Source organism: Herbidospora galbida (assembly GCF_005233835.1).
Taxonomy (GTDB): domain Bacteria; phylum Actinomycetota; class Actinomycetes; order Streptosporangiales; family Streptosporangiaceae; genus Herbidospora; species Herbidospora galbida.
Genome location: NZ_SZQA01000078.1, coordinates 1 through 14743 on the forward strand (window position 1 = coordinate 1; position 14743 = coordinate 14743).

Below are 14743 nucleotides of genomic sequence, written 5' to 3' on the forward strand. Positions count from 1 at the left end.
CGACCACCCCCACCCCACCGCCCGCCGACGGCACGGCGGACACCTCCCCCGGCGGCCCGGTCATCGACCTCCCGCGGCTCCCGGACGTCGGCGTGTCCATCGGCCTGGGCAGGACGGCCGGATGACGTCGACCGGCTCCGGCCGGACGAGACCGCCGCCCCCGGGCCGCTCGCCACGCCGGCGACCCCGGCCGCCGGTGGCCCGCACCGCGGCGAGCACGCCGTCCGGGCCCCGAGGACACTGGTTCCTGTTCGCCGTCGGCATGCTGCTGGTCGCCGCCGCGCTGACGCTCGACGGATACGTGACCGACGTCGTCGGCGAGACGCGGCCGGCCCCGCCCGCCGGCGTCCCCTCCGCCGAGTCGGCCGAGATCCGGCGCGGCGGCCCGGTCGTCAACATCACGGGCGGCCGGCCCACCAGCGTGCGCCCGCCGGGCCGGACCGTCGCGCTGACGTTCGACGACGGCCCCGATCCCGCCTGGACCCCGCAGGTGCTCGACGAGCTGGCGAGACACGGCGCCAAGGCCACGTTCTTCGTGGTCGGGTCGAAGGTGGCGCGCCACCCCGAGCTGGCCAGACGCATCGTCGCCGAGGGCCACGAGCTGGGCAACCACACCTTTTCGCACGCCGACCTGACGCAGGTGCCCGGCTGGCGGCTCCGGCTGGAGTCGTCGCTCACGCAGCGGGCGCTGGCGGGGGCGACGGGCCTGCACACGACGCTGGCCCGCCCGCCCTATTCCGGCCCGACCCGGGCGATCACGGCCCCTCAATGGGCGGGCATGAAGGAGCTGGCGGCCGAGGGCCACCTCATCGTCCTGACCGACCTCGACGCGGAAGACGGGAGCGACCTCGACCTGCCCGCGAAGGGAGCGGGCGCCGTCGTCACGATGCGCGGCACTCGGCTGGCCGTCGATCTCGTCCTGGAAGACCTGGAAGGCCGGGGCTACCGGGCCGTCACGGTGACCGAGGCGATCGGCATGCCGTCGGCGCACCGGCGGGCCGGCGGGGTCGACCGGTTCCTCGGCTCCGCGCTGAATCTGGCCCAGCGCGCCTCGGAGACCTTCGTCGACGTGCTGCGATGGGCGATGTTCACCGCCGGGGCGCTCACGCTGGGGCGGTTCGGTTTCTTCATCGTGCTCGCGGCGGTGCACGCGCACCGCACGAGAGGCGGAACCAGGCCGAAGGGCCCCGGGCGCGGCTGGTCCGGTCCTCCCCCGGTGACGGTGATCGTGCCCGCCTACAACGAGGCGGCCGGGATCCAGGCGACCATCCGCTCACTGGTCGCCACCTCCTACCCGGGCGACGTCGAGATCCTCGTCGTCGACGACGGCTCGACCGACGGCACCGCCGACCTGGCGGCGGGGTTCCCCGGCGTACGGGTGATCCGCCGGCCCAACGGCGGCAAGTCGGCGGCGCTCAACACCGGCATCGCGCACGCCTCCCACGAACTGCTCGTCCTGCTCGACGGCGACACCGTCTTCGAGCGCGCCACGATCGGCCGCCTCGTCCGCCGGCTCGCCGACCCGGCGGTCGGCGCGGTGAGCGGCAACACCAAGGTCGGCAACCGGCGCGGCGCGATCGGCCGCTGGCAGCACATCGAGTACGTCATCGGCTTCAACCTCGACCGCCGCGCCTTCGAACTGCTCGACTGCATGGCGACCGTGCCCGGCGCGGTGGGGGCGTTCCGGCGGTCGGCGCTGGAGGCCCTGGGCGGGGTCAGCGCCGACACGCTGGCCGAAGACACCGACCTGACGATGGCGCTGTGCCGGGCCGGATGGCGGGTGGTCTACGAGGAGAACGCGGTGGCCTGGACCGAGGCGCCGGCGTCGCTCGGCCAGCTGTGGAAGCAGCGTTACCGCTGGTGCTACGGCACGCTGCAGGCGATGTGGAAGCATCGGCACGCCGTCGTCGAGCGCAACCCATTCGGCCGCCGCTGCCTCGGCTACCTGAGCCTGTTCCACGTGCTGCTGCCCCTGCTGGCGCCCGTCGTCGACCTCATGGCGGTCTACAGCATCGCCGTCGACGACCCCCTGCCGGTCGTGGCGGCCTGGGCCGGCTTCGTCCTGGTGCAGATGGCGATCGGCTGGTACGCCCTGCTCCTGGACGGCGAACGCGCCTCCGCGCTGTGGATCCTGCCGCTCCAGCAGTTCGTCTACCGCCAGCTCATGTACCTGGTGGTCATCCAGTCGCTGGTGACGGCGCTGCTGGGGGTGCGGTTGCGCTGGCACGGCGTCCGCCGCGAGGGCACCTTCAACGGCCAGGGCGGCACGCCGGTCCTGGCAGCGGCTCAGACCGGGCGCAGGTCGGCCACCACCGGCCGGTGATCGGAGGCCGCCGCCAGGTCGTCCTCCCCGGCGCCGGCCACCCCCCGGGCCAGCGCCTCGAGCCCCGGCCCCGTGAAGATCGCGTCGATGCGCTTGCCCGCGAAGGTCGCCCCCTCGCCTCCCTCTGCGTAGCGCGAGGCCAGGTGCCGCCACGCCGCCGCGTCCGGCAGTTCGTTGAGGTCGCCCGCCAGAACCGGCACCGCGTCGAAGCGTCCGGCCACCGACTCGACCCGGCGCACGATCTCCACGGCATGCGCCAGCCGCGCGCCCGCGTGCAGGTCGAGGTGGAAGGAGGCCGCCGCCACGCGCAGGCCCTCGGCCTCGACCACGGCCACCGCGATCGACCGGCGTTCCAGGCCCGGGAACCAGCGCAGCCGGCGGTGCTCGGCGTGCAGCACCCGGACGCCCGGCCGGACCAGCACCGCCACCCCCGAGAGCCGGGCGTGGCAGGCCGGGTCGAGCCCGGTCAGCCGGGAGAAGGCCGACCCGAGACCGCGCTCCTGCACGCACAGCACGTCGGCGGCCAGTGCGCGGACCACCCGCGCCAGGGCGGCGCGGGAGTCGCGGAGGCCGTGCAGGTTGTAGGTGGCGACCCGGATCAGGGCAGCCGGGCCAGATCAGCCGCGCCGACCACACCAGCGGAGGCGCCGAGTTCGGCCAGCCGCACGTCGGCGACGGGACGGTGGCCCCGGCCGGTCAGGCGTTCGGCGAAGGCCTCACGGGCCCGGTCGAGCCAGAGGTCGGCGGCGTTGGAGACGCCGCCGCCGAGGATGAAGCAACCGGGGTCGAGGATGGACGCCAGGTCGGCCAGGCCCTGGCCGATCCAGTCGGCCATGTTGGCGAACGCGTCGAGGGCGACCGGGTCGCCGGCCCGGCCCGCGTCGGTGATCTCGCGGCCCTCGATGCTCTCGGGGGTGCCCCCGGCGAGCTTGAGCATGGTCGCGGCCCGCTCGGGGTCGGCGGCGGCCATGCGCTGCGCGTCGCGGACCAGCGCGTTGCCGCTGGCGTACTGCTCCCAGCAGCCGAGGTTGCCGCAGCCGCACTTCACGCCGCCGGGCACGGTCTGCATGTGGCCGAGTTCGCCGCCCATCCCCCAGCGGCCCCGGTAGACGGCGCCGCCGAGGATGAGGCCGCCGCCGATGCCGGTGCCGACCGTGACGGCGATGAGGTGGCTCTCGCCCCGGCCGGCGCCGAAGCGGAACTCGCCCCACGCCATCGCGTTGGCGTCGTTCTCGACCACGATGGGCAGGCCGGTCATCTCGGTGAGCTTGCGCTGGAGGGGCTCCTCGCGCCAGGCGAGGTTGGGGGCGAACCGGACGACGCTGCGGGTCTCGTCGATGAAGCCGGCGGCGCCGACGCCGACGGCCTCGACCTCGTACGAGTCGGCCAGTTCCTTGATCGCCTCGGCCACGGTCTCGGCGACCTTGGCGGGGTTGTCGGCCGGAGTCGGCTTCAGGAGACTTTCGACGATCAGGCCGTGGGCGTCGACGACGCCCGCCGCGACCTTGGTACCGCCGATGTCGATGCCGATGGTCAGCGCCATGTCGTCTCTCCCGTCAGGCTCAGCCCAGATCTATGTGCTCTACCTTCGAACCGCCCGCCGGGTCAGCCGGCCCGCGCGGAGACGACGGGCGCTGCAGGGAGTCGACCGCCTGCCGGAAGGCCGCGAGCAACTCGCTTCCCGCCGTCATCAGATGGTCACTCACGTCGCCGCCGGCGTCCCGGCGGGCCGCGATCACCCGGCAAACCGGGCAAGCCCGGCAGATGTACTCCTCGTGATCATGCCCTGAAACCGCCTCGCTCCACACATCCTGAGGAGCGGAAGTCGTGCGTGGGCGCTGGGTGGTGCCGGCCACCCCGGAGAAGGCGCCCTTCACGAAGCCCTTGCCGAGCTCCCGGCCGACGCGCTGCTGCAGCGCGTCGAGCAGCTTCAACGCCTCGTCGGCGGCCGAGCCGAAGGGGTCGGGACGTTCGTTGCTTTCCGTCATATCTCGAACCGTACCCGGAGGCGGCCGTCGCGGAGCGCCGCCTGCGCGACCTCTCGGCGGGCCAGTGCGGCGGGCAGCGCGATGACCCTGCGGTAGGGCCCGGCGGTGATGATCAGCTCGTCGGCCTTGCGGGCCAGGTCGATGTCGTTCTTCCCGGCCAGCGGCAGCGAGAGCACCACCTCGTCGGCGGTGAACCGCAGCGGCGGCTCGCCGGTGACGGGGCCGAACGCGTCGGCCGTGCCGTAGAGCTCCTCGGCGACGGCGGCCAGGGCGTCGACGCCGACCGGTTCCTCGGGGAGGTAGGGCACCGGCAGGATCGGCAGCGGCTCGAACGACTCGCGCACCGTCTCCATCTGGCGGGCCTGCGCCTCGACCCACTTGGCCCGCCACGGGTCGGCGCCCCCTTCGGGGAAGACGCGGTTGGCGATGACGGCGTCGACGCGGTATCCGTACAGGGACAGGGAGGTGAGGGTGCGCCGGGCCTCGGCGACCACCACCGCCTCGGGCGTGAGCACCAGCCTGACCGACGCGTCGTCGCCGGTCAGCAGCGCGCGCACCTCCATCAGGCCCTTGTGGAGCCGCTCCCCCGCGTTGAGCACGCCCTCTTCGGGCGCGCTGACCTTGGCGACGGCGCGGATCACGGGGGCGACGGCGCGCATCACCCGGCGGCCGATCGGCAGCAGCCGCGTGACGTGCCAGTCGAGCGCCTCGGGCAGCGCCAGCAGGCGCAGGGTCTCGGCGGTGGGCGCGCAGTCGACCACCACGACGTCCCAGCGGCCGGTGCGGGCCTGCTCGCGCAGCTCCAGCAGCGCGATGATCTCCTCGGCCCCGGGCAGCACGGTCACCTCTTCGGAGGTGATGGCGTCGAGGCCGAGCTCGCTGAACAGGCCGCGCGCGTATTCCTGCAGGTCGCCCCAGTGGCGTTCCATCGCCTTCTGGGTGTCGACCTGCTGCAGGTAGAGACCGCGGGCCACCTCGGCGGGCTCGCCCGACGGGGCGGCCGCGAGCGCGTCGGCCAGGGAGTGGGCGGTGTCGGTCGAGACCACGAGGGTCTTGAGCCCGCGCCGGGCGGCCAGCGTCGCGGTGGCCGCGGCCGCCGTCGTCTTGCCGACGCCGCCCTTGCCCGTGAACAGGAGCGTTCTCATGCCTTCTCGACGCGTTTCTTCAGCCCCTTCAGGGCCGTGTCGATGATGACCTTCTCGGCCTTGCGCTTGATCATGCCGATCATCGGGACCTTCAGGTCGACCGCCAGCTCGTAGGTGACCTCGGTCGAGCCGCCCTTGTCGGCGAGGCGGTAGCTGCCGGTCAGGCCGGAGACCATCTTCCCGGCTTCGGCGATCCGCCAGCTGACGAGCTCGTCAACCCAGGTGTAGGCGAGCACGTAGTCGTCGCTGATCACGCCCGCGTCGAGGACGAACCGGACGGTCGCCGGCAGCCCGTCGTCGCCGGTCGTGAGGACCTGCGCCGACTTCACCTGCCCGGCCCACTCCGGATAGGAGGGGAAGTCGGCGATGACGGCCAGGACTGTCGACCGGCTCGCGCCGATCACGATGCTCGACGTGGTGCGATCAGCCATGCAGCCGACCTTAGCTCACAGGTCCAGGGTGAAAGGCGTCCCGCGTCCCCGGAAATGCCCGACATTCAGGCATTCGGTACGCCCTATTCGCGTCCTCGCCGCCAGGGGTTGGTGGACGTGCCCGAAGAGGGCGTAGCGGGGCTGGTAGGTCCGGATGTAGTCGAGGGTGGCCTCGCTGCCGCGCTCGAACCGTTTGGCCACCACGTCGTAGAGCAGGTCGGGGATCGCGGGCGGGATGTGCGTGCACAGCACGTCGACCGGGCCCAGGGCGGCGACCTTGGCGGCGTAGACCTCGTCGGGGACCTCGTAGGAGGTGCGGTAGCGGGTCTGCAGCCCGCCGCCGACGAAGCCGAAGGTCAGGCCGCCGATCTCGGCCGTCTCGCCGTCGAGCACGGTCTGCCCGGGGCGTACGTAGTCGGCCCAGAGCGAGGGCACGTCGACGTTGCCGTAGGTCAGGTAGGAGGGCACCGGCATGGCGGCGAACAGGTCGGCGTACTGGGCCCGGACGGCCTTCTCGATGTGCTCGCGGGGGTCGCCGCCGAGTTCGGCCCACAGCACCGCCGACAGGGCCCTGGCCTCGTCGAAGCGTTTCTCGGTGCGCAGCCGGATGTACTCGTCGGCCCTCTCGTGGCCGAACAGGTCGGGGAAGATGCCCTGGGAGGTGTCGGCGTAGTCGATGAACAGCACCAGGTCCCCGAGACAGATCAGGGCGTCGGCGCCCACTCCGGCCTTGGCGAGGGCGTCGGCACGGCCGTGGACGTCACTCACGACGTTGATGCGCATGGCCGACATGATATTCCGAAGCAAACGCTTGGTTAGAAGCGAGACGCGGACGGCCGGAGGCCGGCTGTGGCTCACGCTGTGAACCTGCCCAGAAGAAAGGTGCCGGTGGGCATTCGGGCGGTCACGGGCTGATACCTTGCGAATGACCGGATAACGCCTGTGTGACGGCTCTATCCCTACCTCGTGTCACGCGGTAGCGTCCCGGGAAACCTGACCGAGCCGGGTCCTATGAGGAGTGACCGTGCAGGAGTACACCGTTCCCGTGCTGGTGGACGTTCCCTTGTCGGCCAACTGCACCGACGCGGTGTTCCAGCGGGCCGCCGACACCCCCAACGCCGTCGTGCTGAAGGTGCAGGACGGCGGCGAGTGGAAGCCGGTGACCGCCGGCGAGTTCCGGCAGAAGGTCGCCGGGGTCGCCAAGGGCCTCATCGCCACCGGGATCGAGCCGGGCGACCGGGTCGCCCTGATGAGCCGCACCCGCTACGAGTGGACGATCGCCGACTACGCCATCTGGGCGGCCGGCGGCGTCGGCGTGCCGATCTACGAGACCAGCTCCACCGAGCAGGTGCGCTGGATCGTCTCCGACTCCGGCGCCAAGGGCGCCTTCGCCGAGACCGCGAGCCACCAGGAGACCCTCCGCGAGGCCGCCCCCGACCTGCCCCACGTCTGGACCTTCGACGACGGCGCGATCGAGGCGCTGATCGAGGCCGGCAAGGACGTCACCGACGACACCCTGGCCGAGCGCCGGGCCTCCCGGGGCGGCCACGACCTGGCCACCATCATCTACACCTCGGGCACCACCGGCCTGCCGAAGGGCTGCCAGATCACCCACGACAACCTGCTGTTCACCGCTCGGAACGTGGCGCAGGGGCCGCTGGAGAGGATGTTCTCCCTCGACGAGCGGGCCGTGCTGCTGTTCCTGCCGCTCGCGCACAGCTTCGCCCGCATGGTCGAGATCGTGACCGTCGAGACCGGCACCGTGCTGGCCCACACCCCGAACATGAAGAACGTGGCCCCCGACCTGCAGGCGTTCAAGCCGACGTTCCTGCTGGGCGTGCCGCGCGTGTTCGAGAAGGTCTACAACGGCGCCGAGCAGAAGGCCACCGCCGACGGCAAGGGCAAGATCTTCGCCACCGCCGCCCAGGTCGCCATCGACTACAGCAAGGCGCGCAACGACGGCGGCGCCGGGCTCGGCCTGCGGCTCAAGCACGCCGTGTTCGACAAGCTCGTCTACACCAAGCTGCGCGCCGCCACCGGCAGCCGCCTGACCCACGCCGTCTCCGGCGGCTCGGCGCTGGGCGAGCGCCTCGGCCACTTCTTCCGCGGCGTCGGCATCGAGGTCCTGGAGGGCTACGGCCTGACCGAGACCTCCGCGCCGTCCACGGTCAACATCCCCGGCGCCAACAAGATCGGCACCGTCGGCCGGCCGTTCCCCGGGGTCACGATCCGGATCGCCGACGACAAGGAGATCCTGGTCAAGGGCCGCCACATCTTCAGCGGCTACTGGAACAACGAGAAGGCCACCGCCGAGGTCATCGACGCGCAGGGCTGGTTCCACACCGGCGACGTCGGCGAGCTCGACTCCGACGGCTACCTGCGCATCACCGGCCGCAAGAAGGAGATCCTGGTCACCGCGGCCGGCAAGAACGTCGCCCCCGGCCCGCTGGAAGACAGCATCCGGGGTCACCGCCTGATCAGCCAGGTCCTGGTCATCGGCGACGACCGGCCGTTCGTGGCCGCGCTGGTCACCCTCGACCCCGAGGCGATGGCCGGCGTCGACCTCACCGAGGAGCAGATCCGGGCCGAGGTGCAGGGCGCGGTCGACAACGCCAACAAGATGGTGTCCAAGGCCGAGCAGATCAAGAAGTTCGTCATCCTCGAGGGCGACCTGACCGAGGAGAGCGGCCACCTGACCCCGTCGCTGAAGCTCAAGCGCAACATCGTGATGCGCGACTACGCCAAGCAGGTCGACGAGATCTACGGCTGACCGACCGGCGCCGTCAGCAGCTCGCCGAAGCGGGCGGCGACCTGGTCCCAGGTCCACTCCCGCTCGATCCACTCCCGGCCGCGCGCGCCCATGGCCCGCGCGGCCTCGGGGTTTCTCAGCAGCTCGATCAGCGCGGCGGCGATGTGCCGCGGCGAGCCGCCGTCGACCACCAGCCCGGTCTCGCGGTGCCTGACCGCGTCGGGGGCCCCGCCCGACGCCCCGGCGACCACCGGCAGCCCGCTGGCCGAGGCCTCCAGGTAGACGATGCCGAGCCCCTCGACGTCGAGCCCGCCGAGGCGGGTGCGGCACGGCATGGCGAACACGTCGCCGGCGTCGTAGTAGGCGGGCAGGTCGCCGTCGGGCACCGGCCCGGTGAACCGGATGTCGCCCCGCCCCCGCGCCGCGCGCTCCAGGGCCGCTCTCCCCGGCCCGCCGCCGACCAGCAGCAGTTCGGCTTCCGGTACGGCCCTCGCCACCTCCGGCCACGCCTCGATCAGCCGGTCCTGCCCCTTCCGGGCGACCAGGCGGGACACGCAGACCACCACGGGCCGCTCGCCCAGCCCGAGCTCGGCCCGCACCCGCTCGCCGCCCGCGCCGGGCCGGAAGACGTTCGTGTCGACCCCGGGCGCCAGCCGCGCCAGCTTCCCCGGCGGGATGCGGGCCGCCAGGTGGCGGCGCGTGTAGTCGCCGAGGTAGGTGACGACGTCGGCGTGCGCCCCGATCCGGCGCAGCAGCCCGCCCGCGAGGGGCAGCCGGGCCCAGGAGGCCTCGTGGCCGTGGGTCAGCATCACCACCCGTTCTGCCCCGGCCGCCCGCAGCGCGCCGCCGAGCAGCCCGAGGGGCGCGGCGGCCCCGAACACCACGGTCGAGCCCGGGTGGACCAGCTCGCAGGCCCGCCGGGCCACGGCCCGGGTCGGCAGCATGAGGCTCGTGGGGTGGCGCACCACCGCGTAGCCCTGCCGGGCGTCGAACTCGGCGCAGCCCTCCCAGCGGGGGGCGTACACGACGACCGAGGAGGCGGGCAGCCGGACGGCCAGGGCGTGCACGAACGACTGGATGCCGCCGGAGCGCGGCGGGAAGTCGTTGGTGACCACCACGACCCGGGTCACGGCAACTGCTGACCGTGGAGGAGCGCCCACGACCGGGCCATCGCGATGCGCTGCGGCGAGGTCGGGTGGGAGGAGTAGAGGACGTACTCCAGCGGGCTCGGGCTCAGGTCGGAGATGTTGCGGACGGCCAGGTTGCGCTGCATGGCGGCGAAGGTGACCGGGTCTTGCGTGAGCTCCAGCGCGTGGGCGTCGGCGCGGGCCTCGATGTGCCGGCTGACGAGGTTCTGCGCGGGCCCCGAGAGCACCGTGCCGAGCGAGACGAGCCCGACCAGCAGCGCCGCCGCCCTGGGGTCGCCCAGCGACGGCACCCCGGTCCGGCGGCGCAGCAGGTTGCCCGCCACGAACAGCGCGCACGCGCCGAACGCGGCCCCCAGCGCCCCGACGAGGGTGCCGTGGAGGACGTCGTCGGTCTTGGCGTGGCCGAGCTCGTGGGCCACGATCAGCTCGATCTCCGGCTCGGGCACCTGCAGCAGCGTGTCGTAGACGACGATGCGCCGGGTCGCGCCGAACCCCGAGACGTAGGCGTTGAGCGCGGTCGTGCGGCGGGAGGCGTCGGCGACCAGCACGTCGTCGACCGGCACCCCGTCGCGGTCGGCCATCGCCAGCAGGCTCTCGCGGAGCGGCCCCTGCTGGAGCGGCGTGAAGTCGTTGAAGACCGGCTCGACCACGACCGGGTAGAGGAACGACAGCGCCAGCGTCAGCGAGAAGGCCCCGAGCGAGGCGGGGATCCACCAGCGGCGCGGCCACCGGCGGGCCAGCGCGATGACCACCACGACCATCACGGCCGACAGCAGCAGCTGGAGGCCGAAGTTCTTGAGCCGGTCGGCGCTCCAGGTCCCCCAGGTCTGGGTCGACAGGCCGTAGTCGCGCAGGACCGTCTCGAACCACATGCCGAGCGGCCATCGGATCGCCAGCGACACCGTGTAGATCCCGGCCACCGCGGTGAGCGCCCGCACCCACCAGGGCCCCCGGAGCCGGTCGATCAGCCGGGCCCCCAGCGGGGTCGCCACGAACACCGCGGCGATCAGGAGCGTGACGGCGAGCGACAGGTAGGACGGCAGGCTGGTGGCGGCGTCGAAGGCGTCGGCGCGGGCGATCTCGGCGGCCCCGAAGTCGCGGGCCGGATCGGGCCGCACCTCGGGCGCGGCCTCGGCGAGCGCGCGCCACGGCGTGGTCACCGCCACCACCGCGACGATCGCCGCCCCGAGCCCGGCCAGCCCCACGGCCGCGGCCTTCATCCCCGTACGTTCCACTCCGCCTCCGGAACACTTCGTATCACGTAGTCGCGCCAGGCCGCGGTCAGCTCGGCCTCGCCGACGCCCAGCGTGCGCCGCAGCGCCGTGGCCGGGTCGGCCTGGGCCGCCCGGTAAAGGGCGGTCAGCGCGGCCTCGCCGTAGCGCTCGGCGATGTAGCGGCAGGCGAGCCAGGCCTCCTGGTAGGCCTGCGGGACCCGCGCGCCCCCCGCGCGGAAGTCCTCCCGTGTCGGCAGCTCCCGTGGCGCCCGCCGGTCGGCGGCGAGCTCGGCGGCGACCACCCCGGTGGCCAGCCCGCTGTCACGGTAGCCCACGTAGTCGGCGTAGCCCTCCACGAGCCAGACGGGCATGTCCGGACGGGTCGCCGCGCCGGTGGCGACGTGGGTGAGCTCGTGGGCCAGCACGATCACCCGCCCCTGGGCCGACAGCGAGGCCCAGCCGTGCGGTTCGATCACCACGAAGCCGGGGCCGGCCAGGGCGGCCATGCCGGTCACCGGGGCCGGACGGGCGATCTCGGCGGCCCTCGCGGTCGTGGCGGGCGCCAGGACGGTCGCGGTCACCGGGGAGCCCCACACCCGAGCCACGGCCTCGGCGGCCCGGTCGGCCTCGGCGGCCAGATCGGGGAAGCGCCGGTCGGCCGCCAGCACCTGGACGTGCTCGCCGTGGACGGCGAAGGGCCAGCTCTGGCCGTACAGGACCTTCGGGGGTTGCCCGGCGGACAGGAGGGCCAGCAGCACACTGACCGTCACCAGGAACCGCATGTCAACGGATGGTACAAAAACCCCGCGGCCCCGCCCGCCGGGAAGGAGGCGGACGGGGCCGATCGGTACTTCGCCGGGGGTGTCTAGATCCCGGGCCGGACCGCGCCCACGAAGGTGCGCTTGCGGTAGGTGTCCAGCTTGTCGATCCGCACCCGCGAACCGGAGTTCGGGGAGTGGACCATCTTGCCGTGGCCGACGTAGATGCCCACGTGGCCGCCGCCGCTGGTGAACACGAGATCGCCGGGCTTCATCGCCTTCCAGCTGATCTTCTTCTTCACCGAGCTCTTCTGTGACCAGGTGGTACGGGGCAGTTTGACGCCCGCCTTGCGCCAGGCGAACTGGACCAGGCCGGAGCAGTCGAACGCGCCGGGACCGGTGGCGCCCCACCGGTAGGGGTCGCCGATCTGCTTCTTCGCGATGGCGACCGCCTTGCTCGCCAGGACCCGCTGACGCTGGGCCTTGCTGAGCTTCTTGACGCGCTTGGCGGACCTGCTCTTGGTCTGGGTCTTCGCGGCCGAGGGAGCGGCGGGCGCCGCCTCTCCCGAGACCGGGATCGCCGTGGTGTTCCTCGTGACGGTGACCGTCACCTCATCGGCCTGCGCGGGAGGCGCCGCGACCGCTCCGACCGAGGCCGTGAGCGTGACGCCGCCTAGGGAGAGGCGGGCGATGCGGGACAGGCATGCGGGGGTGGTGGACAGGATTGCTCCTTGGGTCTTCCTCTGACGCCTACCGGGTTAGCTGACGGATTCGGGCAGGGAAGTAGCCCTACGGCGCGGAATTCTCGCCGATTCACCCCTGGCTCCTCGGGGGAACCTTTTGGGTCCCCGGCTCCATGCCTCCTGGCTGCATGGACTCGGCTGTGTCGCGTGACATGCGACACATGGATCTTTATTAAGACATCGGCGCCCATGCGCCGGAGTGTCCGCGGACGGCATGGCTTGCTCGTCGCGAAGCCAGAAGTTACCGACTCCGCCATAACTCGGCAAAGTTTTGGCGAAAGATAAAGATCAGATAAACTCCGGCGCTATTCGAAAACGCCTGCATATCACGGGATTTAGGAGGGTGATGTGACTCTGGTCACACCCCTTGCCTCAGAACCCGAAAAAAGCCCCAAACGACACGCTACTTCTCTGAGGCAGACTCCCCGGCGCGAGCCACAGCCGGCCTTCGGCCGTCTGCGTCTCGCTTAGGGACGCACGGCCTTGTCGGGGTTGTACTGCGCGAGAGGGGTGATCTTCACCACGTCGCCGGTCTGCGGCGCGTGCACCACCGAGCCCTGTCCGGTGTAGAGGCCGACATGACCGAAACCGCTGTGCCAGACCAGATCTCCGGCCTGCAGGTCGCTGATCGGAACCTGGCGGTTCTTGCCCCAGGCCCACTGCTCGTAGCTGGTGCGCGGCAGGCTGACCCCGCCGGCCCGCCAGGAGGCCTGGACCAGCCCTGAGCAGTCCCACGCACCGGGTCCGGTGCCGCCGTACTGGTAGGGCTTGCCGATCTGGGCGAAGGCGAAGTCGAGCGCGGCGCGGGCGTTGCCGGAGGCGGGGCCGGAGTAGACCTGGCCCGTGCTCTCGGGGTTGCCCGGGTTGAAGGCGCCCAGCTCGCGGAGCAGCTTCATCTGCTCGTCGACCATCTTGTCGGTCTTCTTCTTCTTGGCCGCCAGGTCGGTGCGGACCTCGGTGGCCTCCTCGAAGGCGGCCTTGCGCTTGTCGCGCTGCTGCTTCAGGCCCGCGATGGCGTCCTCGAACTCGGTCAGCCGGAGCTGGCGGCTGGTCGCGAGCTGGTTGATGATCGCCATGCCGCTGAGGGCGTCCTGGGGGCTGGCGGTGCCGAACATGCCCGTGAGGCTGCGTACGTCGCCCGTCTGGTAGCTGGAGACCGCCAGGCCCACCACGCCGGCCCGGAGGGTCTCGACCTTCACGTTCTGCTTCTTGAAGCTGGCGTTGATCAGGTCGTACTGCTTCTTGGACTTCTTGTACTTCTCGTTGGCCTGGTTGTACTCCTCGACCAACTGGTCGGCCTGCTTGTTCAGCTTCGCGAGCTTGGCCTTGGCCTGGGGGATGGTCGGCTTCGGATCGGCCGCCGCCCCCGCGATCGGAAGAAGCAGCACGAACGCCGCAAAACCGGCCACGGCCGGTACCCGCCCACGCACGCCCGAAACCCCCTCCATACCGGACAGACCTGGGTCGGGACTTTACTCAGCCGATCATGTACCCTCAACCGATTCGCCGGTATTCGTGCAGGTCATCACCCCTGGCGACGACGTGATCACGCACGGCCAAGACGGCGGAGGAGCAATACGGAAGGAACCGGACGCGCGCCCATCTTTCGGACAGACACCGCGACCTCCCGATCGGAGGACACCACCGCGATGGCGCGGCCCGGAGGCTCGATCTGGACCATCTGCCGGATGAGGTCGTCGGCTATCTGACCGGGCGCGCTGAACGCCACCCGCACCCCCCGTGGCGCCGACACCTGGACGGGCCCGTCGAGCTCGGCGCCGTCGAACACGCAGGTGATCTCCACCCGCACCTGGACGGCCAGCCCGCCGAGCCCGGTCAGCAGGCGTTGCCGCTGGTCGGCGAGGGTGAGCGTGCCGTAACCCGACTTGGTCACGTTGTAGCCGTCGATGATCAGGTGGAGGTTCGGTATGGCGAGGAGCTGGTCGAGCAGCTGCGGGTCGTCGTCGGCCAGCGCGCGGGCCGGCACGTCGCGGACCGAGGGCGCGGTGCCGCTGACGGCGGTCACGTAGTCGGCCGGCCTGCTGATCGTGGTCGGCAGCGCCAGCTCCTTGCGCAAACCCTTGGCGGCGTCTTCGAGGGCGTCCATGAGCACCCGGATGCGCGCGTCCTCGACGCTGCGGCCCTCGCGGGCGGCGCGGCGGCTGGCCTCCAGGTGCCGCTCGGCCTCGGCCAGGCGCTCCTTGAGGCGGCGTACCTCGGTCTCGGCGGCGGCCCCGGCCCCGG

14 protein-coding genes and 1 riboswitch are annotated in these 14743 nt (G+C 72.1%); of the genes, 2 read left to right on the plus strand and 12 right to left on the minus strand.

Going from position 1 to position 14743, the window contains the following annotated elements; all coding sequences use genetic code 11:
* The first annotated feature begins 196 nt into the window (after positions 1-196).
* The gene (locus FDA94_RS38010; protein WP_246060375.1) at positions 197-2323 is read left to right on the plus strand and encodes a bifunctional polysaccharide deacetylase/glycosyltransferase family 2 protein; all 2127 of its coding nucleotides are present in this window, start codon (positions 197-199) and stop codon (positions 2321-2323) included.
* Here the strand turns inward: FDA94_RS38010 and FDA94_RS38015 are convergent.
* Genes FDA94_RS38015 through FDA94_RS38040 form a run of 6 tightly spaced genes read right to left on the minus strand, consistent with a single transcriptional unit; the run spans position 2287 to position 6670 of the window.
* Positions 2287-2862 (minus strand): endonuclease/exonuclease/phosphatase family protein, encoded by a 576-nt coding sequence (locus tag FDA94_RS38015; protein WP_246060376.1) that lies wholly within the window; start codon positions 2860-2862, stop codon positions 2287-2289. The genes FDA94_RS38010 and FDA94_RS38015 overlap by 37 nt on opposite strands.
* Positions 2863-2921: 59 nt before the next feature.
* Positions 2922-3866 (minus strand): ROK family glucokinase, encoded by a 945-nt coding sequence (locus FDA94_RS38020; protein ID WP_137251865.1) that lies wholly within the window; start codon positions 3864-3866, stop codon positions 2922-2924.
* A gap of 19 nt (positions 3867-3885) precedes the next feature.
* A complete protein-coding gene (locus FDA94_RS38025) occupies positions 3886-4311 on the minus strand; it encodes a DUF5304 family protein (RefSeq protein WP_137251866.1) in 426 nt (141 codons plus the stop codon).
* Positions 4308-5456, minus strand: coding sequence for an ArsA family ATPase (locus FDA94_RS38030; RefSeq protein WP_137251867.1), 1149 nt, complete (start codon positions 5454-5456; stop codon positions 4308-4310). The genes FDA94_RS38025 and FDA94_RS38030 overlap by 4 nt, the downstream gene beginning before the upstream one ends.
* The gene (locus FDA94_RS38035; RefSeq protein WP_137251868.1) at positions 5453-5887 is read right to left on the minus strand and encodes an SRPBCC family protein; all 435 of its coding nucleotides are present in this window, start codon (positions 5885-5887) and stop codon (positions 5453-5455) included. Before FDA94_RS38035 ends, FDA94_RS38030 begins: the two co-directional genes overlap by 4 nt.
* 15 nt (positions 5888-5902) lie before the next feature.
* On the minus strand, positions 5903-6670 hold the full coding sequence (locus FDA94_RS38040) for a metallophosphoesterase family protein (RefSeq protein WP_137251869.1): 768 nt from the start codon (positions 6668-6670) through the stop codon (positions 5903-5905).
* Positions 6671-6911: 241 nt separating this feature from the next.
* On the opposite strand from FDA94_RS38040, the gene FDA94_RS38045 reads away from it, so the two are divergent.
* Positions 6912-8657 carry an AMP-dependent synthetase/ligase gene (locus FDA94_RS38045; protein WP_137251870.1) on the plus strand — a complete coding sequence of 582 codons (1746 nt, stop codon included), beginning with the start codon at positions 6912-6914 and terminating at the stop codon, positions 8655-8657.
* Here the strand turns inward: FDA94_RS38045 and FDA94_RS38050 are convergent.
* The 6 genes from FDA94_RS38050 to FDA94_RS38075 all read right to left on the minus strand — a co-directional run.
* Complete coding sequence (locus FDA94_RS38050; RefSeq protein ID WP_137251871.1) at positions 8648-9766, minus strand: glycosyltransferase family 4 protein; 1119 nt, start codon at positions 9764-9766, stop codon at positions 8648-8650. The genes FDA94_RS38045 and FDA94_RS38050 overlap by 10 nt on opposite strands.
* A complete protein-coding gene (locus FDA94_RS38055) occupies positions 9763-11019 on the minus strand; it encodes a M48 family metallopeptidase (protein ID WP_246060377.1) in 1257 nt (418 codons plus the stop codon). The genes FDA94_RS38050 and FDA94_RS38055 overlap by 4 nt, the downstream gene beginning before the upstream one ends.
* On the minus strand, positions 11001-11780 hold the full coding sequence (locus tag FDA94_RS38060) for a gluzincin family metallopeptidase (protein WP_137251872.1): 780 nt from the start codon (positions 11778-11780) through the stop codon (positions 11001-11003). The genes FDA94_RS38055 and FDA94_RS38060 overlap by 19 nt, the downstream gene beginning before the upstream one ends.
* A gap of 83 nt (positions 11781-11863) precedes the next feature.
* Positions 11864-12367: a C40 family peptidase gene (locus FDA94_RS38065; RefSeq protein WP_137251873.1), complete on the minus strand. Its 504-nt coding sequence runs from the start codon at positions 12365-12367 to the stop codon at positions 11864-11866.
* Between the two features lie 121 nt (positions 12368-12488).
* A riboswitch (cyclic di-AMP (ydaO/yuaA leader) is annotated at positions 12489-12649 on the minus strand.
* A gap of 317 nt (positions 12650-12966) precedes the next feature.
* Positions 12967-13929, minus strand: a complete 963-nt coding sequence (locus FDA94_RS38070) for a C40 family peptidase (protein WP_246060378.1) — start codon at positions 13927-13929, stop codon at positions 12967-12969.
* Between the two features lie 116 nt (positions 13930-14045).
* Positions 14046-14743, minus strand: a 698-nt coding sequence (locus FDA94_RS38075) for an NYN domain-containing protein (RefSeq protein ID WP_170991309.1), incomplete at its 5' end; no start/stop codon positions are given.

Excerpts from the sequence above, each read along its gene's own strand:
- FDA94_RS38035 (WP_137251868.1), bottom strand. The coding sequence starts at position 5,887 with ATGGCTGATCGCACCACGTCGAGCATCGTGATCGGCGCGAGCCGGTCG.
- FDA94_RS38040 (WP_137251869.1), bottom strand. The coding sequence starts at position 6,670 with ATGCGCATCAACGTCGTGAGTGACGTCCACGGCCGTGCCGACGCCCTC.
- FDA94_RS38060 (WP_137251872.1), bottom strand. The coding sequence starts at position 11,780 with ATGCGGTTCCTGGTGACGGTCAGTGTGCTGCTGGCCCTCCTGTCCGCC.
- FDA94_RS38030 (WP_137251867.1), bottom strand. The coding sequence starts at position 5,456 with ATGAGAACGCTCCTGTTCACGGGCAAGGGCGGCGTCGGCAAGACGACG.
- FDA94_RS38025 (WP_137251866.1), bottom strand. The coding sequence starts at position 4,311 with ATGACGGAAAGCAACGAACGTCCCGACCCCTTCGGCTCGGCCGCCGAC.
- FDA94_RS38020 (WP_137251865.1), bottom strand. The coding sequence starts at position 3,866 with ATGGCGCTGACCATCGGCATCGACATCGGCGGTACCAAGGTCGCGGCG.